We start from the raw sequence: 21,663 nt of genomic DNA, 5'->3' as shown, positions 1-21,663 counted from the left end.
CAGGCTGTCTGCGGTTCATCCGCCCGCGAGGAGATCCCGGTGCTCGACCAGCACGGCGAGCCGGCCGGCGGCCGCGTCGGCCAGCCGGCGCTCGGCGTACGACCGCGCCGGGTCGGCCAGTTCCGGGCGCTGCTCGCAGGCGGCGCCCAGCCAGCCGCGGAACCACTCGGCGGCCAGGCCGGCCTGCTCCGGGCCGAGCCGCCACGGGGTGAGCCGCTCCCGCACGTCCACGCCCCGGCGGGTGAACGCGGCGGCGGTGGCCGTCACCGCGTCCGGGCCGAGCAGCCGACGTCCGTCGACGGTACGCCGCTGGTGGTCGTTGAACGCGTCCTGCACGGCGGCGTCCAACGGGTCGGCCGGGGTGAACCGGACCCGCCCGGTCACCGAGACCGCGAACAGGGTCGGGCAGCCGGCACCGACGCAGGCGTCCACCACCCGCTCGACCTCCTCGGTGGTCAGCATGTCCAGCAGCGCGGACGCGGTGACCAGCGCGCCGTCGGCCAGGTCGGCGGCGGTCAGCCGGGTGAGGTCACCGCATCGGGTGTCCACGGTGACCTGAGCACCGTCGGCGGCGGCCACCCCGGCCATGCCCTCCGCCGCCCGGGCCAGCAGGTCCGGGTCCCGGTCGTACAGCACCCAGTGCTGCGGGCCGGGCAGTCGGGTCGCCAGCCAGCGGCTCATCGAGCCGGTGCCGCTGCCCAGGTCGTGGACGATGATCGGGGCGGCACCGGTCAGCCGGGGCCGAACCGCGTCCACCAGGTCCTCCGCGCGGGCGGAGGCGTCGGCCGGCTCACGCAGCCGCAGCCAGTCGGCGAACGGCAAGGTCTCCTCGACGGTCAACGTGCCACCTCCCGCAGTACGGCGGCCAGCGACGCGACGGTCACCGACCAGTCGGTCAGGGTGTCGCGGCGGGCGAGGGCCGCACGCCGCAACCGGGCCCGCAACGCGTCGTCGCCCAACCACCAGCTCAGCGCGCCGGCCAGGGCGGCCGAATCGTCCGACGGGACCAGCAGCCCCGGCAGCTCACCGCCGGGCGTCCGGCCGAGCGCCTCCGGCAACCCGCCCACCCGGGTGGCCAGCACCGGCAGGCCCCGGGCCAGCGCCTCGGTGACAACCATGCCGTACGTCTCGCCCCGGGACGGCAGCACGAGCAGGTCGGCGGCGGCGTACGCGCCGTCCAGCGCCTCGCCGGTCAACGGGCCGGCGAACGACACCCGATCACTCAGGCCGGCACCCGCGAGCCGCTCGCGCAGCCGGTGCGCCAGCTCGGGTTCCCGGGTGAGCGTGCCGGCGCAGACCAGCGTCCACGGCACGTCGGCCAGGACCGTCAAGGCGTCGACAAGCACGTCGTGCCCCTTGTGGTGGGTGACAGCCGCGACGCAGAGCAACCGGTCGCCGGTGGCGGAACCACTGCTGACCGGTGCGGGAGTCACCCCCGGCGGCGCGACGTGGACCCGGCTGGCGGTGAGCGGGTGACGGGCCAGCAGCCGGCGGCGGGTCCACTCGCTGGTGGTCACCACGGCACGGGCGGTGGCCAGCGCGCGGGCCTCGGCCTCGTCGTCGAGCGGCATGTGCACCAGGACGACCAGGCGCAGCCGCTCGGCGTGCGGGCTGAGCAGGTCCGGCACGGTCGAGGCGATCAGGCCGTCCAGCAGCACCACCGCGTCGTCCGGCACGGCGGCGAGCAGCCGGGCCAGCGCCGTCCAGGCGGCCGCATCGGGGTGCGGCCACGCACCGGGCACCTGGTGCTCGCGCACCGTCCAGCCCTGCTCGCCGAGGCCCGCGCAGACCCGCCGGTCGTAGGTGTTGCCGCCGCTGGGCGTGCCCGGGTCGTCGATGTCGCCGGGCAGGACCACGTGCACCACGCGGCCGTCGGCGTCGGCGTCGGCGTCGGCGTCGGCGTCGGCGTCGGCGTCGGCGTCGGCGTCGGGCCGATCGTGCGACGCCCGGCCGGCACCCGTCACAGCGACCGTTCGTAGCTGGCCCAGGCGACGTGTGACTCGTGCAGGGTGACGGTGATGCCGGCCAGGTCGCGTGCCCCGTCGCCCAGCGCACCGGCGTGGACCCGCTCGGCCAGCCGGTCGGCGACCGTACGCGCCAGCACCTCGGTGGTGGTGTTCACCCCGGCGAACGCCGGCTCGTCGTCGAGGTTGCGGTAGGACAGCTCACCGACCACCGCCCGCAGCTGCTCGGTGGCCAGGCCGATGTCGACCACGATGCCGTCGGCGTCCAGGTCGGGCCGGCGGAACGTCGCGTCCACCACGAACGTCGCGCCGTGCAGGCGCTGGGCCGGGCCGAAGACCTCGCCCCGGAAACTGTGGGCGATCATCATGTGATCTCGAACGGTCACGCTGAACACGGTCACTCCCCGTCGTCGTAGGTGATGAGGTGGCAGAGCGCGGGCAGGTCGCCCGTGCTCAGTCGGGCGAGTACGTCGGGCAGTTCCCCGAACCGGGACGCGCCGGTGATCAGCGCGTCGAAGGCCGGATCGTCGAGCAGGTCCAGGGCCAGGGACAGCCGATCGCTGTAGCTGCGCCGGCCCCGCCGGGCGGGTGCGACCATGCCGACCTGGCTGCTGCGCACGGTCAGCCGTCCGGAGTGGAAGGCCCCGCCCAGCGACACCTGCACCGGGCGGTCCCCGTACCAGCTCAGCTCGACCACGGTGCCCTCGGGCGCGAGCAGGTCCAGCGAACGTTGCAGCCCGGCGGCGGTGGCGCTGGCGTGCACCACCAGGTCCCGGTCGCCGGCCGCGTCGTCCGGCTGGGCGAACCCGACACCGAGAGCGCCGGCCACCCCGGCCCGACGGGCGTCGGTGTCGACCAGTTCGACGTGCACGCCGGGGAACCGGGCCAGCAGCGCCGCGACGCAGCAACCCACCATGCCCGCGCCGACCACGGTGACCCGGTCGCCGACCAGCGGCGCGGCGTCCCACAGCGCGTTCACGGCGGTCTCCACGGTGCCGGCGAGCACCGCGCGGGCGGGCGGCACGTCATCCGGCACCGGCACCACGGCGCTGGCCGGCACGACGTACGCGCTCTGGTGCGGGTGCAGGCAGAACACGGTCCGCCCGAGCAACTCCGGCGGACCCTGCTCGACCACGCCGACGTTGAGGTAGCCGTACTTCACAGGGCCGGGGAAGTCGCCCTCCTGGAACGGGGCGCGCATCGAGGCGTACTGGTCGGGGGGCACCCGGCCGGCGAAGACCAGCGTCTCGGTGCCCCGGCTGACCCCGGAGTAGCGCGCCCGCACGAGCACCTCGTCGGGCCCCGGCTCGGGCAGCGACAGCGGCCGGATCTCCGCCGCGCCGGGCTCACGCACCCAGCAGGCGTACGCCTCGCGGATCACCGTCGCGCACCTCACCTTCGCTGCGGGCCGAACCGAACGGCCACATTTTCCGTGTTCCCTGTCGGGGTCGTCGATCATAAACACGGAGGTACGGTGCCCACAGTTCGAAGTGGTCCGATGATCGGGCTGAGCGCCCAACTGGTCGTGCTGGCGGCGTTGGCCGCCACCGTGGGTCTGACCTGGGCCGGCTGGCTGGTCGGGGTCGGCTACGCGACGGTCACCTGCCTCGCGCTGAGCAGGGGTCTGCGCCGGGCCGGCGCGTCAGGTCTCGGCCCGGCCGACCGGGTGACGCTGACCCGGGCCGTCCTGGTCGGCGCGGTCACCGCGCTGGTGGTGGACTCGTTCTCCCGGCCCACGCCGGTGGGGCTGCTGGTCACGGTGACGGCGGTGGCCCTGCTGCTGGACGCGGTGGACGGCCAGGTCGCGCGGCGGACCGGCACGGTCAGCGCGCTCGGCGCCCGCTTCGACATGGAGGTCGACGCGTTCCTCATCCTGGTGCTCAGCGTGTACGTCGCCCCGACCGCCGGCAGTTGGGTGCTGGCCATCGGCGCCATGCGGTACGCGTTCGTCGCGGCGAGCGCGGCGCTGCCCTGGCTGGGTGGGTCGCTGCCGCCGCGCCTGTGGCGCAAGGTGGTGGCCGCAGCACAGGGGGTGCTGCTGGCGGTCGCCGCGGCGGGGGTGCTGCCGCAGCCGTGGACCACGCTGGTGCTGGTGGCGGCCCTGGCGCTGCTGGTCGAGTCGTTCGGCAGGGACGTGGCCTGGCTGTGGCGACGCCGCCCGATGCCTCACCGGCGACTGTCGGCACCCGCTCGACTCGCCACGCCGGTCACCTCGGCGCTGGCTCCCGCGCCGGCCGCACGGCGGGTCGCCGCGCAGGCCGCGACCACGCCACCCGTCCGGGCACCCGGCCACACGCCGGTGGCGCCACCCCTGCTGCCGACCGGTGGGCAGACACCGCTCATCGTGCTGCCGCTGTTGCCGGTGCGGGCGATGGCTGCCCGCTCGGGCGGGACCGTCCACTCCGACTGGAGGCGGTGATGACCCTTCCCGCCCGGCTGCGCCGGCTGGCCGGCCCGCGCGCGGGGGCGGCGGGCGACGCGCGTACCCCAGCGGTGTCGTCGGTGCCGCGACGCCGGACGCGGCGGGCGCTCGGTGCGGTGCTGGCGGTTCTGTTGGTGTACGCCGTCCTGGTCGGCCCGGACCGGCTCAGCGAGCTGACCCCCGGCGCGTTTCTGCGCATCCCGCTGGAGGGGCTGCTCATCGCCGCGCTGCTGCTGGCGTTGCCGGCGCGGCCCCGGCGGGTGGTGGTGGCCGTCGTCGGGCCGCTGCTCGGTCTGCTGGCCGTCGTGAAGCTCGCCGACCTGGGCTTCCGCACGGCTCTGGACCGCCCGTTCGACCTGGTGCTGGACTGGCTGCTGCTCGATGACGCGTTCGGTTTCGTCCGGGACTCGGCCGGTCGGGCCGGCGCCCTCGGCGCGGCGGTCGGCGTCGTGCTGCTGATCGGCGTGCTGTTGCTGGGGGTGACCGTGGCGCTGCGACGGTTCGCGTCGCTGCTGGTGGGCCACGAGCGGGCGGCGACCCGGGTGGTGGCCGCGCTGACCGTCGCCTGGGTGGCGTGCGCCGTGGTCGGGGTGCGGATCGTTCCCGGCGTGCCGGTGGCCGACGCCGGTGTCACAGCGCTCGTCGGCGCGCACGCCGCCCAGGTGGACGACAGGTTGCGCGACAGTGGGCGGTTCACCGCGAAGATCGGCAGCGACCCGTTCCGGGAGGTACCGGGTGAGCAGCTGCTGACCGGGCTGCGCGGCAAGGACGTCATCCTCGCGTTCGTGGAGAGCTATGGGCGTGACGCGGTGGAGAACCCGGCGCTGGCGCCGCAGGTCAACGCGGTGCTGGACGCCGGGACCGAAACGCTGCGCTCAGCCGGGTACGGCAGCCGCAGCGGCTTTCTCACCTCCCCGACGTTCGGCGGCGGCAGCTGGTTGGCGCACGACACCCTGCTGTCCGGGCTGTGGACGGACAACGAGCAGCGGCACCGCGCCCTGCTGTCCAGCGATCGGCTGACCCTCAACGGCGCGTTCCGTCGGGCCGGCTGGCAGACCGTCGGGGTGCTGCCGGCAGCCACCCAGCCGTGGCCGGAGCAGGGCTTCTTCTCCTACGATCGCTATTACGACGCCGAGGCGCTCGGCTACCGCGGTCCGAATTTCAGTTACGCCCCGATGCCCGACCAGTACACGCTGTCGTTCTTCCAGCGGCAGGTCCGCGCGAGGGCGGACCGTCCGATCATGGCGCAGATCCCGCTGATCTCCAGCCACTCGCCGTGGACGGCGGTGCCTCAGATGATCGGCTGGGACGAGGTGGGCGACGGCTCGATCTACCACGGTGACGCCGCCTCGGCCGACGACGGCGAGACCGACGAGCGGGACGCCGGGCGGGCTCGCGCGGGCTACCGGCAGGCCATCGCCTACTCGCTTCGGACGCTGATCTCGTACGTGCAGACGTACGGGGACGACGACCTGGTGCTGGTGTTTCTCGGTGACCACCAGCCCTCCCCGGTGGTGACCGGCGAGGGTGCGAGCCGGGACGTGCCGATCACCATCGTCGCCCGGGACCGGGGCGTGCTGGACCGGGTGACGGGCTGGGGCTGGCAGGACGGGTTGCGGCCCGGTCCGCAGGCTCCGGTGTGGCCGATGGACACCTTCCGCGACCGTTTCCTGACCACGTTCGGGACGGCGCCGCCGCCGCTGGCCGCACCGCGCTGACCCGGGCCGGACGCGCCGTGGCACGCAGGGCCACGGCGCGCACGTCGGCGCGTTCAGGACGGCGAAGGAGGTGCCATGACGTGCCGCAGGGAGTATTCCGGGCTGGTGTAGGCGCCGCCCTGGAATGCGGTGGCGTCCGAGGGCGCCTCCGAGCCGGGTACCCGCGCGGCGTACCGCTCGGCGTCGTCCACCGGCAGGTATCCGAGTTGCGCTCCGGCAGCGGTGTCCCAGAAGGCGCGGGTGTTTGCCGAGACGGCGTAGGCGGTCACGAAGTGCACGTCCGGCACCGTGATGGCCGCGCGGATGAAGCCCACACCGTCGCGCGGGCTCAACCACGTTGCCAGATAGCGGGCCTCGGTCGGCTCGTCCTCGAAGCTGCCGATGCGCAGGCACACCACCGAGAGTCCGAACTTGTCGGCGTAGAGCCGGCCGAGTGCTTCGACGGCGACCTTGCTCACCCCGTAGAAACCGTCAGGCCGTACGGGTGTGTCCGGGTCGACGACCTGCCCCACCGGGTAGAACCCGGTGACGCGGTTGCTGCTGGCCAGGACGACCCGCCGCACCCCGTGCCGGCGGGCCGCCTCCAGCACGTGGTAGGTGCCCAGCACGTTGCTGTCGAGGAGGTCGGCGAACGGCGCCTCGTCCGCAAGGCCGGCCAGATGCACCACGGCGTCCGCACCCTCCAACGCGTCCACCACCGCGTCGAGGTCCGTCAGATCCAGTTGGATCGCCCGCTCTGTTGGTGCGGTCGGCCGCACGGGGACCCGGTCGACAAGCACGAGCTGCGTGACCTCGCCGCGCAGGTGTTCGCGAACTGTCGAACCGATGCGCCCGGCGGCGCCCGTGACGATGACAGTGCCCAGTTGTACGACCATCCGCCAATTGTGGTCGGATGCACCGACAGAACCGTCGATGTGCCGTGGGTGCGGGCGCTGTGTCACAACAGGCGGCGGATCGGTGTCTTATGCGGAGACGTCCCGATCGAGGAGACAGGAGCCGCGCGTGACCAGCACGTCGGATGGGCAGTGTCCGGACCCGGCCGTCGAGGCGTTCGTCGACCACCGCAACCTGCTCTTCACTGTGGCGTACGAGATGCTCGGCTCGGCCGCCGACGCCGAGGACGTCCTCCAGGAGACGTGGCTGCGGTGGGCGGACGTCGACCTTTCCACGGTGCGGGACCAGCGCGCCTACCTCGTCCGGATCACCACGCGTCAGTCGCTCAACCGGCTGCGGACCCTCGGCCGGCGCCGGGAGTCCTACGTCGGCTCGTGGCTTCCCGCGCCGCTGCTGACCGCGCCCGACGTCGCCGAGGACGTCGAGTTGGCCGAGAGCGTCTCGATGGCCATGCTGCTGGTGCTCGAAACGCTCGGCCCGACCGAGCGGGCGGTGTTCGTCCTGCGTGAGGTCTTCGGTCTGGCCTATGACGAGATCGCTGAAGCCGTCGACAAGAGCCCGGCGGCGGTCCGCCAGATCGCCCACCGGGCGCAGGCACATGTAGCGGCACGTCGGCCGCGCGGGATCGTCTCCCGGGCCGAGGCCCGACAGGCGGTCGAGGCGTTCCGCCGGGCGGTCGAGACCGGTGACCTGCAAGGGCTGCTCGACATCCTCGCACCGGACGTCGTGCTGATCGGCGACGGTGGTGGGATCCGGCAGGCGATCCCGCGGCCGATCATCGGAGCCGTCAAGGTGGCCCGCCTGCTGACCGCGAGGCCGGACCTGGTCGCCGACCTGTCGGCGGAGCCGGTCGAGGCCAACGGCTATCCGGCATTGGTTCTGCGACTCGACGGCGAGATCGACGCGGTCGTAGCGCTGCGCATCGACGACGGGCTCATCACCGAGCTGTACGCCGTGCGCAATCCGGAGAAGCTCTCGCACATGCGGCAGGAGACCGCCCTGCGCCGCTGACTCCGGCCGGGCCAGCGCCCCGACCCGCGCTACCGCTTCTCGGCGGCGGCGGGGCGGGCGCGGACGTGCAGCCGCTCCCCCTGCGGCCCGAAGAGGATGAGGCCCTCGGCGGCACCCGGGCCCGGATTGAGGATGCGGTGCGGGATCCGGGTGTCGAACTCGGCCACCTCCCCCTCGGTCAGCGTCAGGTCGTTTTCACCGAGCAGCAGGCGCAGCCGTCCGGAGAGCACGTAGAGCCACTCGTAGCCCTCGTGCGACTGCTGGTTCCGCTCGCCGGCCGGGCCGTCCGGCGGGAAGATCACTTTGAACGCCTGGACGCCGCCCGGTCGGCGGGTCAGTGGCAGGAACGTGATGCCGTGCCGGACGATCGGCTTGGGGCGTACCCGGGGGTCACCGGTGATCGGTGTGTCCACCAGCTCGTCCAGCGGCACCTGGTGGGCCCTCGCCAGCGGGAGCAGCAGCTCCAGGGTGGGCTTGCGGGTTCCGGACTCCAACCGGGAGAGGGTGCTCACCGAGATGCCGGTCAGCTCGGCGAGCTGGGTCAGGGTCGTCCCACGCTGGTGGCGCAGGGCGCGCAGCCGGGGGCCGACAGCGGCCAGCGCCGCACTGTCCTCGTTTGCCATAACGGCAAGGATAGTTGCCGCCGGGGCGACGGCGGCGGATGGTGGAGGCCAGCCGACAGCTAAGGGGAAAAACCGGTGAGCGAGACATACGACGTAGTGGTGGTCGGCGGGGGCGCGGCCGGGCTCAGCGCAGCCCTGTCGCTGAGCCGGGCGCGACGGTCGGTGCTGGTGATCGACTCGGGCGAGCCGCGCAACGCGCCGGCCGACCACGTGCACAACTACCTGGGCAGGGAGGGCACCCCGCCGGCCGAGCTGATCGCGGTCGGGCGTGCCGAGGTGGCCGGGTACGGCGGGCAGTTCCGCGCCGGCCGGGTGGAGGCCGTCACCCGGGACGACGACGGGTTCCGGCTCACCCTCGACGACGGCGCGACGGTGCGGGCCCGCCGGCTGCTGGTGGCCACCGGGCTGAAGGACGAGCTACCCGACGTGCCCGGGGTGGCCCAGCGGTGGGGCCGTGACGTGCTGCACTGCCCGTACTGCCACGGCTGGGAGGTCCGGGACCGGCGGATCGGCGTGCTGGCGACCGGGCCGATGGCCGTATACCAGGCCGAGATGTGGCGACAGTGGAGCCCGAATGTGCTGCTCCTGCTGCACGACGCCCCGACTCCGGACGAGGAGACGGCCGAGCGGCTCGCCGCACGGGGCATCGCCGTGGTGCCGGGGCCGATCGCCGCGCTGGAGGTGACCGGGGACGCGCTGACCGGCGTACGCCTCGCCGACGGCCGGGTGGTGGCGCTGGACGCGGTCGTGGTGGCACCCCGGACCGTCGCCCGCGCCGACCTGCTGGTCGGGCTGGGCCTGGCCCCGGAGGAGGTGACGATCGCCGGGCACGTGATCGGCACCCAGATCCCGACCGACGCGGTCGGAGCCACGACAGTGCCGGGCGTGTGGGTGGCCGGCAACGTGGCCGACATCCGCGGCCAGGTGATCACGTCCGCCGCGAACGGCCTGATGGCCGGTGCGGCGATCAACGCGGACCTGATCGCCGAGGACACCCGCGACGCGGTGGCCGCGTACCGGCAGACGGTCGCCACCGCCTTCGAGGAGCCGGCGTGGGAGGAGCGTTACCAGTCGAAGCCGGTGGTGTGGAGTGGTCGGCCGAACCCCCAACTGGTCACCGAGGCCGCCGACCTGACGCCCGGTCGGGCGCTGGATGTGGGCAGCGGGGAGGGCGCCGACGCGGTGTGGCTGGCCGAGCGGGGTTGGCAGGTGACGGCGGTCGACATCTCGACCACCGCCCTGACCCGGGCGGCCGAGCACGCCGAGGCCGCAGGCGTCGCTGACCGGGTCGAGTTCACGCACGTCGACCTGCGCGAGAAGCCGCCGGCCGAGCAGGCGTACGACCTGGTGTCGGCGCAGTTCATGCACCTGCCCCCGGAGCCCCGGCGGGAGTTGTTCGCCCGACTTGCCGCCGCGGTGGCCCCCGGTGGCGTCCTGCTGATCGTCGGGCACCACCCGTCGGACCTGTGGACGTCGGGGCACCGCATGCACATGCCGGACATGATGTATACCGCCGAGGAGGTTGCCGCGTCGTTGGACCCGGCCCAGTGGGACGTCCTCGCCAGCGAGGCCCGGCCCCGCCCCGGACCGGAGCCGGACGTCACCTTCCACGACGCGGTCCTGGTGGCCCGCCGCCACTGACCCGTCCACCAACCCGTGGCGTCGATCATGGCGTCGTACTACACGACAAGAGCGACGGATCAGGGCCTTCCGGGCACCACGACGCCATGATCGACCAGGGCGGGGACGGTTCGGAAATCGGGATCGGGGCGGGCCTTCGCACGGGGGCGGGTGCGGCGGTAGCGTTGCGCGACACTCGCGGCCCGCGGGCGGTGCACCGCCCGCCCCGGCGCCCCCGATCGTACGGAGGATGGTGCATGACCATCGGCGCTGAGCCGCTCGCAGCACGCGACGACGCGGCCTCGCGGCCGAGCTTCGAGCTCGCCCTGCGCGGCTACGACAAACGCCAGGTGGACCGGCACCTGGAGCAGCTCGATGGTCAGATCGCGATGCTCAGCGGTGAGCATGGACGGTCCGCCGTGCGGGTCCGCGAGCTGACCGCCGAGGTGCAGCGACTGCGCGCCGAACTGGCCGAGCTGCACGAGCAGCCGGTGCAGGTGGACCGCGCCTCGTTCCAGGATCTGGGCCCGATGGTCGCGGAGATCCTGACCCTCGCCGAGAAGCAGGCCGCTCTCATCACCGAATCAGCCACCGACCGGGCGAACGAGCTACGCACCGAGGCGGAGCGGATCCTCACCGACACCCGCGAGCGGGCCGCGCAGGCACGCCAGGACCTGTCCGAGGAGGTGGCCGCGCGACGCGCCGAGCAGGAGCAGGCGTACGAGGAGCGGCGCAGCGTGGCCGAGGCCGAGCTGACCACGATCCGGGAGCGCGCGGAGCAACTGCGCTCTGACGGTGAGGCCGCGTACGAACGCGCGCAGCACGAGGCGAAGCGCATCACCGAACAGAGCGCGCAGCAGCTCAACCAGACCCGGGTCGCCGCCGACGCCCTGATGAAGTCGGCGCGCACGCAGATCCAGCAGGAGGTCCAGACGGCCCGGGCCAAGAGCCAGCAGGAGATGGCCCAGTGGCAGGCCGGGGTGGAGCGTGAGGTCGCCGAGCGGCGCACCGCCGCCGAGCAGGAGATCGCCGAGCTGAAGGCCGCCTCCCAGGAGGAGCTGGCCGAGCAGCGCCGGTCGACCGAGCAGCAGATCGCGTCGCTGCTGGCCGAGGCGCAGCAGCACGTGACCGAGCTGCGTAACCGGGCCGACGAGCAGGCTGCCAGCCACCAGGAGCAGCTTGCCGCGCTGCAACAGGAGATCGAGGAGCGCCGGCAGGAGTCGACCCAGCTGCACGCCGAGTTGGAGACCGCCGAGCGGCAGCTCGCTGAGATCCGCATCGAGGGCGAGACCCTGGAGAACGAGCTGTCCCGCATGCAGCAGCGGCTCGTCGAGGTCCGCCGGGACCTCACCGCCGAGGCGACCAGGCTGGACGAGGCCCGCCGGGCCGGAGATTCCGCCGAGCGGCACGCCAAGGACGTCCGTGCCCGGGTGCAGCGGGAGGCGAAGCGGGTGGCCGACCTGGCCGCCGCCGCCGTGATGGCCGCCGCCGCCGGTGGTACGGAGACCGCGGAGTACCCGATGGTGGGCGCCCGCCCCCACCCCGGGCCCTCCATCGTCGACCGGCAGAGCGCACCTCAGGCCGGTGTCGAACGCCTGGGCCCGGACCGGCCCGCCGACGTCGCCCAGACCGACGGCGACCGGCCCGACGGCCAGTTCGCCGGCGACGCGTCGCGTACCGGCCAGTTCGGTGACGACCAGCCGCGTACCGGCCAGTTCGGTGACGACCAGCCGCGTGCCGACCAGATCGGCGACGACCAGTCGCGTGCCGACCAACCCGGTGGCGAACGGTCGGACGCGCCGACCGTCGCGGACGACACGTCCGACCGCACGGTCGCGTCCGAGGAGCCCGGCGACGACGCCGACCGGTTCCTGTCCCGGCCCGACGCCGACCCGACGCCGGTGCCGTTTCTGGCCTTCGGGCAGCCGGTCAGCGAGAACGGCGCCGGACGGCACTGACCTCGACGACGGTCGGCCCGGTCCGCGCGCGAGGCGATGACGCGCGGAGCCGGGCCGCCGGCCGCGTCGAGGCTGGCGGTCCTAGCCGGCGTAGAGCAGCAGCAGGCCGGCGACGGTGTAGGCGACCATCAGCGCGAGCAGTGGGAGCTGACCGGCCACCGCTCGCGCCCGGGGGAACAGATACAGGGCGCGGTCGTGGGCGAGCAGCGTGCCGAGCAGGTGCCCGAGGATGATGACGGTGATCTGGAGACTGGCCACCCCGGACGGGGTGACCAGCGCGGTGTGCGGCTGCCAACCGGCGGTGCCGAGCCAGTCCGCGCCCGTGTCCAGGGGGTCGGAGAGCAGGGCGACGGTGCGCTGACCCTCCAGGATCAGCAGCGAGTAGTAGTGCGCCACCACGTACCCCACCGCGATCGGCACGATCGGGTGGGCGATCTCCCCAGCCGCTCGCCGAGCCGAGGCCGCACCATCGGCCGAGGCCGCGTCACCGGCCGGACCGGCCCGGCCGATGCGGGCCGCGGCGGCCACCGCGACGAGGTACGCCACGGCGACCACGCCGATGACCAGGACCAGCCCGGCGCTGCCGGTGACCGCCGGGGGCAGGCCGTTCTCCTGGACGAAGCGCAGCCAGGCCGGCGCGTTGGAGAGACTGTCGAACATGGTCGAGCCGAGCAGCACGATCACCACGGCGACCAGCCCGGGGCGGGGTCGTAACCCGGCGATGCCGTCGAGCGGATTGCGCCACACCAGCACCCCGTCGGCGGCGCGGCCGATCGGGGCGAGCCGGCCGACCAGCGCGCTGTAGACCTCGAACGGGTCGGCCCGGTCGAACCAGGTCGCGCCGAACAGCACCGCACCGGCGAGCATGACCACGGCGTACCCGGCGAGCCACGCGCCGATCACCGGCAGGGTGGCCCGGTCCGGCGCGACCAGCTCCAGCCAGACGAACGAGAACAGGGTGACGGCGGCGGGCCAGAGGCCCAGACCGGGCGGCAGGTCGCGGACGCCGCGCGCCGGATCCCGCCGCGCCGCGAGCGCGACGAGAAGGTGCACCGTACGCAGTGGATTGACCGCACGCCAGACCGGGCCGAACAGCAGCGAGACGGGCACCAGACCGACCCAGAGCAGCACGTAGAGGGCGCCGGCCGTCGGATTGTCGGCCGTGTCCGGCCCTCTGAGCAGGCCCACGCAGAACCAGCCGGCGGCGAGCAGCCCCAGCCCGCGCAACACCCCCAGGAACGCGGGGGCGTCGACGAGTCGGGCCAACCAGTCCGGCACCGGTCGGCCGCTGGTCGCGTCCCGGTCCAGGCGCGGCTCGCGCCAGAGCACGCCCAGCGCGACGAACGTGACGACGAGGGTCAGGGCCGCGGCGACGACGAGCTGCGCCAGCGTGATCGGCAGGTCCTGCCGGCCGCCGACGCCGTGCGCCAACAGCACCGGAGCGCCGCTCATCCGCTCAGCGCACGACGAGCTGGAACAGCACCAGCTCGGTCTCGTGCGTCTCCACCTCGAACAGTCCGGTCTTGTCGGCGCGGAACTGCACGGAGCCGGGTACGCCGGCCGGCAGCCGGGCACCCAGGTCGTACCCGTGCACGTGCAGTTCGTCGGCCGTGTCCGAGGTGACCGTGATCCGGACCAGCTCGCCCTTGCCCACGGTGACCCGGCCGGTCGGCGGGTTGACCCGTCGCTTCGCGATGGTCACGGTGATCTCCCGGTCGACCGTGGGCGTGCTGGCGGTGGGGCTGGGAGTGGGGCTGTCCGCCGCGGTCGGGGTGGTGCTCGGTACGGCGGACGTCGGTGCCGCCGAGGGGGTGGCCACGGACGGGTCGTCGCCCTGCCCGCACCCGGTGGCGAGCAGCGCGGTGACGAGACCGGTGGCGAGGGCGGCGGAGAGGCGGGAACCGGGGGCACGGACGTACACGGGCGGACTCCGAACGACGCGAGGGGACGGGTGTCGAGGTGATCGTCGGGGAGGTGAACTCTACGTCTTGTTCGGCACCTGGGAAATGACCATGATGAACGAATGCGATCGAGGTTGGCCACTGCCCGTCACGTCCTGAGCCGCGCCGCCGCGGCGCTGGTCGCGGTGCTGGCGGTGTCGCTGCTGTTGCCCGCCGCTCCGGCGTCCGCCCACGGGCAGTTGGCGACCTCCACCCCATTGACCGGCACCGTGGTCCGGCAGCCGCTGGCCCAGGTCGGCTTGTACTTCACCGAGAAGCCCGCCGCCAACGCGCACTTCACCGTCACCGGGCCGGACGGGAAGCGGGTGGACAACGGCTGGTCGTTCGGCGAGCCGAAGCGACTGGACAAGCCGGTCCAGGAGTACTTCATGGTCAACGGCGTCTTCGAGCCGCGGCTCTACCACACCGGGTTCCCGGCCATGGTGGCCGTCGCGCACTGGCCGGCGAAGGGGAGGTACACCGCCACGTACCTCTCCGTCGCCTCCGACGGCGAGGCGGTGCGGGGCAACGTCACGTTCGACTACCAGGGTCCGGGCACGGCGGCTCCGGCCGGTTGGACGGCCCCCACGGACGAGCCGGCCCCCGCCCTGCTCGCCCTGATCGAGGGCACCGCATCGGCGTCCCCCGCGCCCGGTGCGACCGGCACCCCGGTGGCCCAGCCTGCGGCGTCCGAGCCGGACGGAGGGCTTCCGCCATGGCTGTTGCCCGCCGCGGTCGTGGTGGTCGTCGGCGCGATCATCGTGGTGGCGGCCCGCCGCAAGCCGGCACCGGCCCGGTCCGGTGGCGCCGCCCGCCCGGGTGGACGAACGAGCCGCAAGCCGGCACCGCGCCGATCCGGCACCGCTGCCCGCCCGCGAGCGGGAACGAGCCGCCGACCGGCTCGCCGCGGCCGCCCCCAGGGCTGACACACCGTCCGGAGCCGGCGAGACCGGCCGGCCCGGTCAGGGCCCGTGCGGCAGCGGCTGGGCCAGAGCCCGCAGGTCCGCCGGGAGCTGGGACAGGGCGTCCTCGAACTCCCGGTGCCCGACCACCCGGTGCATCGTCTGGAGCACCGCCCGCACTCCCCGCTCGGCTCCCGGCCGGTCGGTGCCGGCGCGCTCGGCCACCCGCCGCAGGAACTCGTCGAACCCGAACGCCTCCGGCGGTTCGGCGGCCTTGACCAGCAGCGGGCTCAGCTCGGCGGCCAGGTGGGGAGCCAGCGCGGCAGCCTCGCCGCCGCTGAGCCGCTCGGTGAGCGTACGCAGAACGGCCTCGGTCAGCGGGCGTGCCTGCGCCGGCGGGACACCCGCCCGTGCCGCAACCTTGTCGACGAACGTCAGCTCGGCCATGCCCCCGCCCTTCCCGTTCCGGAGACGCGTGGCTACCCGGGCGCACCTGCGGCAAACCCCGGTGCGACCGGCACGGTTCTGTCGGTTGCTCCCCGCCCCGCCAGCCCCGTCTCGTACGGTGAGGTCGGACCGGGACCACGGCGGCCGCCCAAAGCGGCCCGCGCCGCAGGAGGAGCAGATGGCGGTCGACCTGCCCGACGTGATCGACCGGTACTTCCAGGCCATCGGCGACGGCGACGTGGACGCGTTCGTCGCCTGCTTCGCGGACACCGCGAGCGTGGCCGACGAGGACCGGCTCTACGACGGCCGCGCCTCGATCCGCTCCTGGCGGGAACGAACCGTGGCGGCCTACTCGTACACCGCCGAGCCGGTGCGGGTCACTCCCCAGGCCGGCGACTCGTACCTGGTCCTCACCCGGGTTTCGGGCGACTTCGCGGGCAGCCCGATCGAGCTGCGGTACCGGTTCACGCTCCGCGGCGACCTGATCGGCGCCCTCGACATCCGCCCGTAGCGACCGGCTGACCGGCGCGAACGGCCCGTTTGCGGAACGTCGCCGAACGGACGAAGCGCCCCACCGGCAGACGGGTGACATGATGTGCCGACAACAGCTGTCACGACGAGGAAGGTGCTGCTGTCTCATGGCGCACTTCGAGGCCCGCACGTCCGCGGCACCCGGGCGGATCGTGGTCGAGCTGACAGGTGAGTGCGACCTGGCGGCCCAGGGTGAGCTGACCACCGTGCTGTCCGCGGCGGTCCGCGCCGCGCCGGTGGTGGTCGTCGACGTGGGTGGGTTACGGTTCCTCGACTCCACCGGCCTGCACGGCCTGGTGACCGCCTATCAGGCGGCGCGGGCGGAGGGCCGGCATCTCTACGCGGTGAACGCCGCCGGGCCGGTCGCCGCCGTGCTGGACATCACCGGCATCGGCAACCTGCTGCGCCCGCCCGCCGACGACCCGCGGTTGGCGGGCTGATGCCGGCCGACCGGCGGGAGACCCGCACCGTGGCCGGGCAGTCGACACCCCCGATCGTCGACACCATGACGTACGAGGTGGCGACCGACCTGCGGGCGCTGCGCACCTTCGTCGGCGCCGAGGCCCTGGCCCGGGGCCTGTCGCCGCAGCGGGTGGAGTTGCTGACGCTGGCGGTCAGCGAGTTGGCCACCAACACGTTGCAGCACACCACCGGTGGGGGTCAGGTCCGGCTCTGGGCCGAGGGGGGCCAACTGTTCTGCGACGTGGTCGACCAGGGGCCGGTGCGGGCGTTCGGTCGCGGGATGCCCACCGCCGACGCGGTACGAGGTCGAGGGCTCGCCATCGTCGAGCAGGTCTGCGACGAGGTGGCCGTGCTCAGCGACCCCGACGGGACCGTGGTGCGGATCCGTCTGGGCATGTGAGCACGGCCCGCGCCGCGCCGCACCCGTACGAGCCGGGCCGGCTGCCACAATGCGGTCAGCCCGGAGGACGCAGACCAGGAGGGATGGCACCATGCCGGACAGCGAACGCGAGGCGGAGCTGCTCGACGCCGAGCGCACCCTGCAGGCCGCGCAGCGGGCCGGCGACGTCGCCGCCCTCGACCAACTGCTCGTCGACCAGCTGATCGCGGTCGGCCCCGACGGCCGCCAGTTCACCAAGCGGGAGGACCTGGCCGCGCACCGGGACCGCACCTCGGTCATCGAGGACCTCGTGGAGGAGGAGCTGGATCTGCTCGTCGCCGGGTCGACCGGGGTGACGTTCTTCGTCGGCCGGGTCACCGGGGTGTTCAACGGTGAGCCGGTCACGGCGCGCCTGCGCTACACCCGGACGTGGGTCCACGACGACCCGCACGGATGGCGCGTGCTGGCCGCACACATCAGCCCCGTCTGACCCTGGGGCGTGGACGCTAGGACGCGGGCGCCCGTTCGACGGTGACGTCGATCGGGCCGACGCGCAGCAAACCGTCGTTGAGGGGCGTACAGCGGACGCCACCGGTGGTGCGCAGCGCCTTCCACGCCCCGGGGCTGACCGTGACGTCCATCCACGCGCACGGGCGGGCCGCGCGGTTCACCCGCAGGCTGACCGGGCCGTCGCCGGAGTCGAGGACGAGCACCTTCCCGATCAGCTCGTCCACCGCGATCCCCGTGGTGAGGACGTTGCGCCGCACCTGCGCCAGGCCGATGCCGGCGGGCAACGACTCCTGGGCGATCACCGTCACGCTGGCGTCGCGGTGCGCCGGCTTGCCGAAGTAGCGGTCGCCGACGATGCCGAGGCCCGCCCGGATCTGGACGACGTCGACCAGCTCACCGGGCGGGGCCGGCGCCGGGCCGTCGGCAGGCCGGCCCAGGAAGCGATGCACCGGCGAGGCCAGCAACTCGACGATCCGCGACATGGGAGGAATTCTACGAACCGGGCATCCGTCGCCGCCGGGATGTGGGCTGACGGGTGACGGCGATGCGCCGCGCGACGGCCACGCCGGCCTCGGCTCAGACCGCCAGGGCCGCCCGGACCTCCCCTTCCGCCGTGACACCGCCGTCGCCGCGCGAGGTGACCCGACCGGATTCCAGCACGTGGTAGCGGCTCGCCACCCGCAGCGCGAAACCCAGGTGCTGCTCGACGAGGAGCACGCTGAAGCCGGGTTGCCGGGTCAGCTCGACGATCCGCTCCTGGATCTCCGCGACGACCGACGGCTGGATGCCCTCGGTCGGCTCGTCGAGCATCAGCAGCCGCGGCCGGGTGATCAGCGCGCGGGCGATGGCCAACTGCTGGCGCTGACCGCCGGAGAGCAGCCCGGCCCGTCGGCGCAGCAGCGGGCGCAGCGCCGGGAACAGGTCCAGCACCTCCGCCGTCGCCACCGCCCCGTCGCGCCTGCCGTCGGCGACCAGGCGCAGGTTCTCCGCCGCCGTCAGGTGCGGGAAACACTGCTGACCCTGCGGGACGTACGCCATCCCGCGCGCCACCCGCTCGTGCGGGCCGAGCCGGCTGACGTCCTCGCCGTCCAGCTCGACGATGCCGGCGCTCGGGCGCAGCAGGCCGGCCGCGACCCGGAGCAGGGTGCTCTTGCCGGCGCCGTTGTGCCCGAGCACCGCGGCCACCCCGTCGGGCGGGACGGCGAGGTCGACCCCGTGCAGCACCCGACTGCGCCCGTATCCGGCGTGCACCCCACGCAGGGTCAGCATCATGCCTCCAGACCGCTGGGGGCCGACCCGGCGTCGACCGGGTGACCAAGGTAGACCTCCTGCACGCGCGGGTCCGCCTGGACCTGCGCCACCGTGCCCTCGCTGAGCACCCGGCCGGCGTGCAGCACTGTGACGCTGCGGGCGAACCGACGCAGGAAGTCCATGTCGTGCTCGATCACGACGACCGTGCGATCCCGGCTCACCGTCTCCAGCAGCGTGCCGGTCGCGTCGCGTTCCTCGTGGCTCATCCCGGCGACGGGCTCGTCGAGCAGCAGCAGCCGCGCGTCCTGCACCAGCAGCATGCCGATCTCCAGCCACTGCTTCTGGCCGTGCGCGAGCGTCCCGGCGAGCTGCTCGGCCCGCCCGGTCAGTCCGATCGTGTCCAGCGCGGCGGCAACCTCGTCGGGGATGCCACGGCGGCGACGGGCCAGGGTCGCCCAGCTGCGCCGGGCGCCCGCCGCGATGTCGAGATTCTGCACCACCGACAGCTCCTCGAAGACCGTCGAGGTCTGGAAGGTCCGTCCGATGCCCAGCCGGCTGATCCGGTGCACCGGGCGACCGAGCAGCTCCTGGTCGCCGAACCGGACCGAGCCGGTGGCCCGGACCAGGCCGGTGACCGCGTCGACCAGCGTGGTCTTGCCGGCGCCGTTGGGCCCGATCAGAAACCGGATGTCACCGGCAGGCACCTCCAGCGAGACGCCGTCGACGGCCGTGAACCCGTCGAAGCTGACCCGTAGGTCACGGACGGACAACCCGTCCAGCCGGTCGCCGCTCATGCTGTGCTGGCTGGGCACGCGCTCACGGCCCTCGCTGCGCTCGGTGCGCTCGCTCATGCCGTGCTGGCCGGGCACGCGCTCACGGCCCTCGCTGCGCTCGGTGCGTTCGCTCATGCCACCGGCACCTCCGTCCGCTCCGCGCGCCGTCGGCCCAGCGGCGACCACCCGCGCCGACGCGGTCGCGCGCCGTCGTCGCGGCGGCGGGCCAGCGCCCACAGCGACGCCAGGCCGCCGGGAAGGAACGCGACCACCACCACGAAGAGCAGCCCCTGAAGGTACGTCCAGGTGCCGGGAAAACGCTCGGAGAGGGCGGTACGCGCCCACGCCACCGCGACCGCGCCGAGCACCGGGCCGAGCAGGGTGGCCCGGCCACCCACCGCGACCCCGATGACGAACTCGATCGACGGGACGATGCCGATCAGCGCCGGCGAGATGATGCCCACCGCAGGCACGAACAGCGCACCGGCCAGCCCCGCCATGCCGGCCGCGACGACGTACGCGACGAGTTTGACCGACGCCGGGTCGTAGCCGAGGAAGCGGACCCGTTCCTCGCCGTCGCGGACCGCCACCAGCAGTTCGCCGTAGCGGCTGTGGATGAGCTGGCGCGTCAGCGCGAGCAGCGCCAGCAGGACACCGGCGATGATGAAGTAGACCATCCGCTGGTTGACCGGGTCGTCCAGGTCGTAGCCGAAGAAGCCCTGGATGTCGGTGAGCCCGTTGGTGCCGCCCGTGGTGCCCTGCTGGCCGATCAGCAGGATCACCATCGCGGCGGCGAGGGCCTGGCTGAGGATGGCGAAGTACGCGCCCCGCACCCGGCGACGGAACACCAGCGAGCCGAGCCCGAACGCGACAGCCATCGGCAGCAGCACCGTGGCGGGCAGCGCGAACCACGGGCTGGCGAACGGCCGCCACCACACCGGCAGTTCGTCGAGCTGCCCGTACAGCTGCATGAAGTCGGGCATCCCGCCGGGACCCGCGTCGGCGAGCTTGAGGTGCATGGCCATCGCGTAGCCACCGAGGCCGAAGAAGACGCCCTGGCCGAGCGTCAGCATCCCGCCCCGGCCCCAGGCGATCCCGATGCCGACCGCGACCATGGCGACGCAGAGGTACTTGGCGAGCAGGGACAGCCGGAAGTCCGACAGCACCAGCGGCGCCACGGCGAACAGCAGCGCCGCGCCGAACGCGAAGCCCGCCGCCGTCCGCAGCCTCGACCGGCCGCCTCGCCGGCCCGGCGGTACGGCGCTCACGGGGGCCGGGCGGGTGGCGGTGTCCGGCGGCGCGGGTGTCACGGCGGTCATGCGAGGCTCCTGGTCCGCAGGGTGAACAGGCCCTGTGGTCGCCACTGGAGGAACGCGACGATCGCCACGAACACGATCACCTTGGCGACACTGAGGGTGGTCAGGTACTCCCCCGTGGCCTGGAGCACGCCGAGGGCGAAGGCGACGATCACGCTGCCCTTGAGCTGGCCGATCCCGCCGACCACGACGACCAGGAAGGCGTCGATGATCAGGTTGGTGCCCATGGTCGGGCCGATCGGGCCGAGCAGGGTGAGCGCGACCCCGGCGAGCCCGGCCAGGCCGGAGCCGATGAAGAAGGTCGTCCGGTCGACGCGGGCGGTGGGGATGCCGGAAACTGCCGCGAGGTCGCGGTTCTGCACGACGGCGCGGATCCGACGCCCGAGCGGGGTGAGCCGCAGCGCCAGGGTGAGCGCCGCGACGGCGGCCAGCGCCAGGGCCAGGATGAACAGCCGGTTGTTGGCGACGGTCAGCCCGCCGGGCAGCGCCACGTTGCCGGTGAGCAGCTCCGGCGCGCCGGTCTGCACGTTCGGGCTGCCGAAGACGTCGCGGGCCAGTTGCTGCAGCATCATCGACACGCCCCAGGTGACCAGCAGGGTGTCCAGCGGCCGGGCGTAGAGCCGGCGGATCAGCAGGATCTCCAGCAGCACACCCATCGTGCCGGCCACCACGAATGCCACCGGCAACGCGACAAGCAGCGACCAGCCGGCGCCGGTGATGCTCTGCTGCAACACGTAGGTGGTGTAGGCGCCGGCCATGATGAACTCGCCGTGCGCCATGTTGATCACGCCCATCTGCCCGAAGGTCAGTGCCAACCCGAGCGCGATGAGCAGCAGCACCGCGCCGATGCTGATGCCGGTGAAGAGTTGACCGAAGAGGACTGTCACGGTGCGTACTCCGAACTGCTGGTCGGGTGGCCCGGGCGGGCCGCGCGGCAACACG

Annotated in this window: 23 protein-coding genes and 1 pseudogene; 10 read left to right on the top strand and 14 right to left on the bottom strand. The window is 73.6% G+C overall.

The genetic code is table 11. The features are described 5' to 3' along the window. Positions 1-15: 15 nt before the first annotated feature. From ABZ808_RS03295 to ABZ808_RS03280, 4 genes are all read right to left on the bottom strand, one after another. Positions 16-840 carry a class I SAM-dependent methyltransferase gene (locus ABZ808_RS03295; protein ID WP_357000243.1) on the bottom strand — a complete coding sequence of 275 codons (825 nt, stop codon included), beginning with the start codon at positions 838-840 and terminating at the stop codon, positions 16-18. Beyond that, complete coding sequence (locus tag ABZ808_RS03290; protein ID WP_357002710.1) at positions 837-1,862, bottom strand: glycosyltransferase family 4 protein; 1,026 nt, start codon at positions 1,860-1,862, stop codon at positions 837-839. The genes ABZ808_RS03295 and ABZ808_RS03290 overlap by 4 nt, the downstream gene beginning before the upstream one ends. A 98-nt stretch (positions 1,863-1,960) precedes the next feature. After that, positions 1,961-2,359, bottom strand: a complete 399-nt coding sequence (locus ABZ808_RS03285; RefSeq protein ID WP_357000240.1) for a 6-carboxytetrahydropterin synthase — start codon at positions 2,357-2,359, stop codon at positions 1,961-1,963. Between the two features lie 2 nt (positions 2,360-2,361). Further along, positions 2,362-3,345 carry a dehydrogenase gene (locus ABZ808_RS03280; RefSeq protein WP_357000236.1) on the bottom strand — a complete coding sequence of 328 codons (984 nt, stop codon included), beginning with the start codon at positions 3,343-3,345 and terminating at the stop codon, positions 2,362-2,364. Positions 3,346-3,462: 117 nt separating this feature from the next. Between ABZ808_RS03280 and ABZ808_RS03275 the strand changes: the two are divergent. Both ABZ808_RS03275 and ABZ808_RS03270 read left to right on the top strand, forming a co-directional pair. Further along, positions 3,463-4,116: pseudogene (locus tag ABZ808_RS03275) on the top strand (CDP-alcohol phosphatidyltransferase family protein); the annotation flags it as partial. Between the two features lie 266 nt (positions 4,117-4,382). After that, the gene (locus ABZ808_RS03270; protein WP_357000233.1) at positions 4,383-6,104 is read left to right on the top strand and encodes a sulfatase-like hydrolase/transferase; all 1,722 of its coding nucleotides are present in this window, start codon (positions 4,383-4,385) and stop codon (positions 6,102-6,104) included. Positions 6,105-6,157: 53 nt separating this feature from the next. On the opposite strand, the gene ABZ808_RS03265 is transcribed toward ABZ808_RS03270, so the two are convergent. Beyond that, entirely contained in the window at positions 6,158-6,979 is an 822-nt protein-coding gene (locus ABZ808_RS03265) for an NAD(P)-dependent oxidoreductase (protein WP_357000231.1), read from the bottom strand. Between the two features lie 127 nt (positions 6,980-7,106). On the opposite strand from ABZ808_RS03265, the gene ABZ808_RS03260 reads away from it, so the two are divergent. Next, positions 7,107-8,009 carry an RNA polymerase sigma-70 factor gene (locus tag ABZ808_RS03260; RefSeq protein ID WP_357000228.1) on the top strand — a complete coding sequence of 301 codons (903 nt, stop codon included), beginning with the start codon at positions 7,107-7,109 and terminating at the stop codon, positions 8,007-8,009. A 29-nt stretch (positions 8,010-8,038) separates the two neighbouring features. Here the strand turns inward: ABZ808_RS03260 and ABZ808_RS03255 are convergent, their stop codons facing one another. Beyond that, positions 8,039-8,632, bottom strand: a complete 594-nt coding sequence (locus tag ABZ808_RS03255) for an XRE family transcriptional regulator (protein ID WP_357000226.1) — start codon at positions 8,630-8,632, stop codon at positions 8,039-8,041. A gap of 75 nt (positions 8,633-8,707) precedes the next feature. Between ABZ808_RS03255 and ABZ808_RS03250 the strand changes: the two genes are divergently transcribed. Together ABZ808_RS03250 and ABZ808_RS03245 are read left to right on the top strand one after the other, a co-directional pair. Further along, positions 8,708-10,273 (top strand): bifunctional NAD(P)/FAD-dependent oxidoreductase/class I SAM-dependent methyltransferase, encoded by a 1,566-nt coding sequence (locus ABZ808_RS03250; RefSeq protein WP_357000224.1) that lies wholly within the window; start codon positions 8,708-8,710, stop codon positions 10,271-10,273. A gap of 236 nt (positions 10,274-10,509) precedes the next feature. Continuing rightward, positions 10,510-12,210, top strand: coding sequence for a hypothetical protein (locus tag ABZ808_RS03245; RefSeq protein WP_357000221.1), 1,701 nt, complete (start codon positions 10,510-10,512; stop codon positions 12,208-12,210). Positions 12,211-12,291: 81 nt separating this feature from the next. Here ABZ808_RS03245 and ABZ808_RS03240 read toward each other — a convergent pair whose 3' ends face one another. Both ABZ808_RS03240 and ABZ808_RS03235 read right to left on the bottom strand, forming a co-directional pair. Beyond that, a complete protein-coding gene (locus ABZ808_RS03240; RefSeq protein ID WP_357000219.1) occupies positions 12,292-13,662 on the bottom strand; it encodes a hypothetical protein in 1,371 nt (456 codons plus the stop codon). A gap of 4 nt (positions 13,663-13,666) precedes the next feature. Next, entirely contained in the window at positions 13,667-14,131 is a 465-nt protein-coding gene (locus ABZ808_RS03235) for a hypothetical protein (RefSeq protein WP_357000216.1), read from the bottom strand. 102 nt (positions 14,132-14,233) lie between these two features. Here ABZ808_RS03235 and ABZ808_RS03230 point away from each other — a divergent pair, with 102 nt between their 5' ends. After that, positions 14,234-15,076, top strand: a complete 843-nt coding sequence (locus ABZ808_RS03230) for a copper resistance protein CopC (RefSeq protein ID WP_357000214.1) — start codon at positions 14,234-14,236, stop codon at positions 15,074-15,076. A gap of 36 nt (positions 15,077-15,112) precedes the next feature. On the opposite strand, the gene ABZ808_RS03225 is transcribed toward ABZ808_RS03230, so the two are convergent. Continuing rightward, positions 15,113-15,499 (bottom strand): DUF2267 domain-containing protein, encoded by a 387-nt coding sequence (locus ABZ808_RS03225; protein WP_357000212.1) that lies wholly within the window; start codon positions 15,497-15,499, stop codon positions 15,113-15,115. Between the two features lie 178 nt (positions 15,500-15,677). Between ABZ808_RS03225 and ABZ808_RS03220 the strand changes: the two genes are divergently transcribed. From ABZ808_RS03220 to ABZ808_RS03205, 4 genes are all read left to right on the top strand, one after another. Continuing rightward, on the top strand, positions 15,678-16,010 hold the full coding sequence (locus ABZ808_RS03220) for a nuclear transport factor 2 family protein (RefSeq protein ID WP_357000210.1): 333 nt from the start codon (positions 15,678-15,680) through the stop codon (positions 16,008-16,010). A 127-nt stretch (positions 16,011-16,137) separates the two neighbouring features. Further along, entirely contained in the window at positions 16,138-16,470 is a 333-nt protein-coding gene (locus tag ABZ808_RS03215) for an STAS domain-containing protein (RefSeq protein WP_357000208.1), read from the top strand. Further along, a complete protein-coding gene (locus ABZ808_RS03210) occupies positions 16,470-16,892 on the top strand; it encodes an ATP-binding protein (RefSeq protein WP_357000206.1) in 423 nt (140 codons plus the stop codon). The genes ABZ808_RS03215 and ABZ808_RS03210 overlap by 1 nt, the downstream gene beginning before the upstream one ends. A gap of 91 nt (positions 16,893-16,983) precedes the next feature. After that, entirely contained in the window at positions 16,984-17,361 is a 378-nt protein-coding gene (locus ABZ808_RS03205) for a nuclear transport factor 2 family protein (protein ID WP_357000204.1), read from the top strand. A 16-nt stretch (positions 17,362-17,377) separates the two neighbouring features. Here ABZ808_RS03205 and ABZ808_RS03200 read toward each other — a convergent pair whose 3' ends face one another. The 5 genes from ABZ808_RS03200 to urtB all read right to left on the bottom strand — a co-directional run bounded on the left by ABZ808_RS03200 (position 17,378) and on the right by urtB (position 21,608). Beyond that, positions 17,378-17,863, bottom strand: coding sequence for a molybdenum cofactor biosysynthesis protein (locus ABZ808_RS03200; RefSeq protein WP_357000202.1), 486 nt, complete (start codon positions 17,861-17,863; stop codon positions 17,378-17,380). A gap of 94 nt (positions 17,864-17,957) precedes the next feature. Next, entirely contained in the window at positions 17,958-18,650 is a 693-nt protein-coding gene (urtE, locus tag ABZ808_RS03195) for an urea ABC transporter ATP-binding subunit UrtE (RefSeq protein ID WP_357000199.1), read from the bottom strand. After that, the gene (gene urtD / locus ABZ808_RS03190) at positions 18,650-19,540 is read right to left on the bottom strand and encodes an urea ABC transporter ATP-binding protein UrtD (RefSeq protein ID WP_357000195.1); all 891 of its coding nucleotides are present in this window, start codon (positions 19,538-19,540) and stop codon (positions 18,650-18,652) included. Before urtD ends, urtE begins: the two co-directional genes overlap by 1 nt. After that, complete coding sequence (gene urtC / locus ABZ808_RS03185; protein ID WP_357000193.1) at positions 19,537-20,724, bottom strand: urea ABC transporter permease subunit UrtC; 1,188 nt, start codon at positions 20,722-20,724, stop codon at positions 19,537-19,539. Before urtC ends, urtD begins: the two co-directional genes overlap by 4 nt. Continuing rightward, a complete protein-coding gene (urtB, locus tag ABZ808_RS03180) occupies positions 20,721-21,608 on the bottom strand; it encodes an urea ABC transporter permease subunit UrtB (protein WP_357000191.1) in 888 nt (295 codons plus the stop codon). The genes urtC and urtB overlap by 4 nt, the downstream gene beginning before the upstream one ends. Between the last annotated feature and the right edge of the window lie 55 nt (positions 21,609-21,663).

Source organism: Micromonospora sp. NPDC047527, from assembly GCF_040643015.1.
Taxonomy (GTDB): Bacteria; Actinomycetota; Actinomycetes; order Mycobacteriales; family Micromonosporaceae; genus Micromonospora.
The sequence above is the reverse complement of the archived record's forward strand: the minus strand, read 5'-3'. Positions and strand labels throughout refer to the sequence as shown.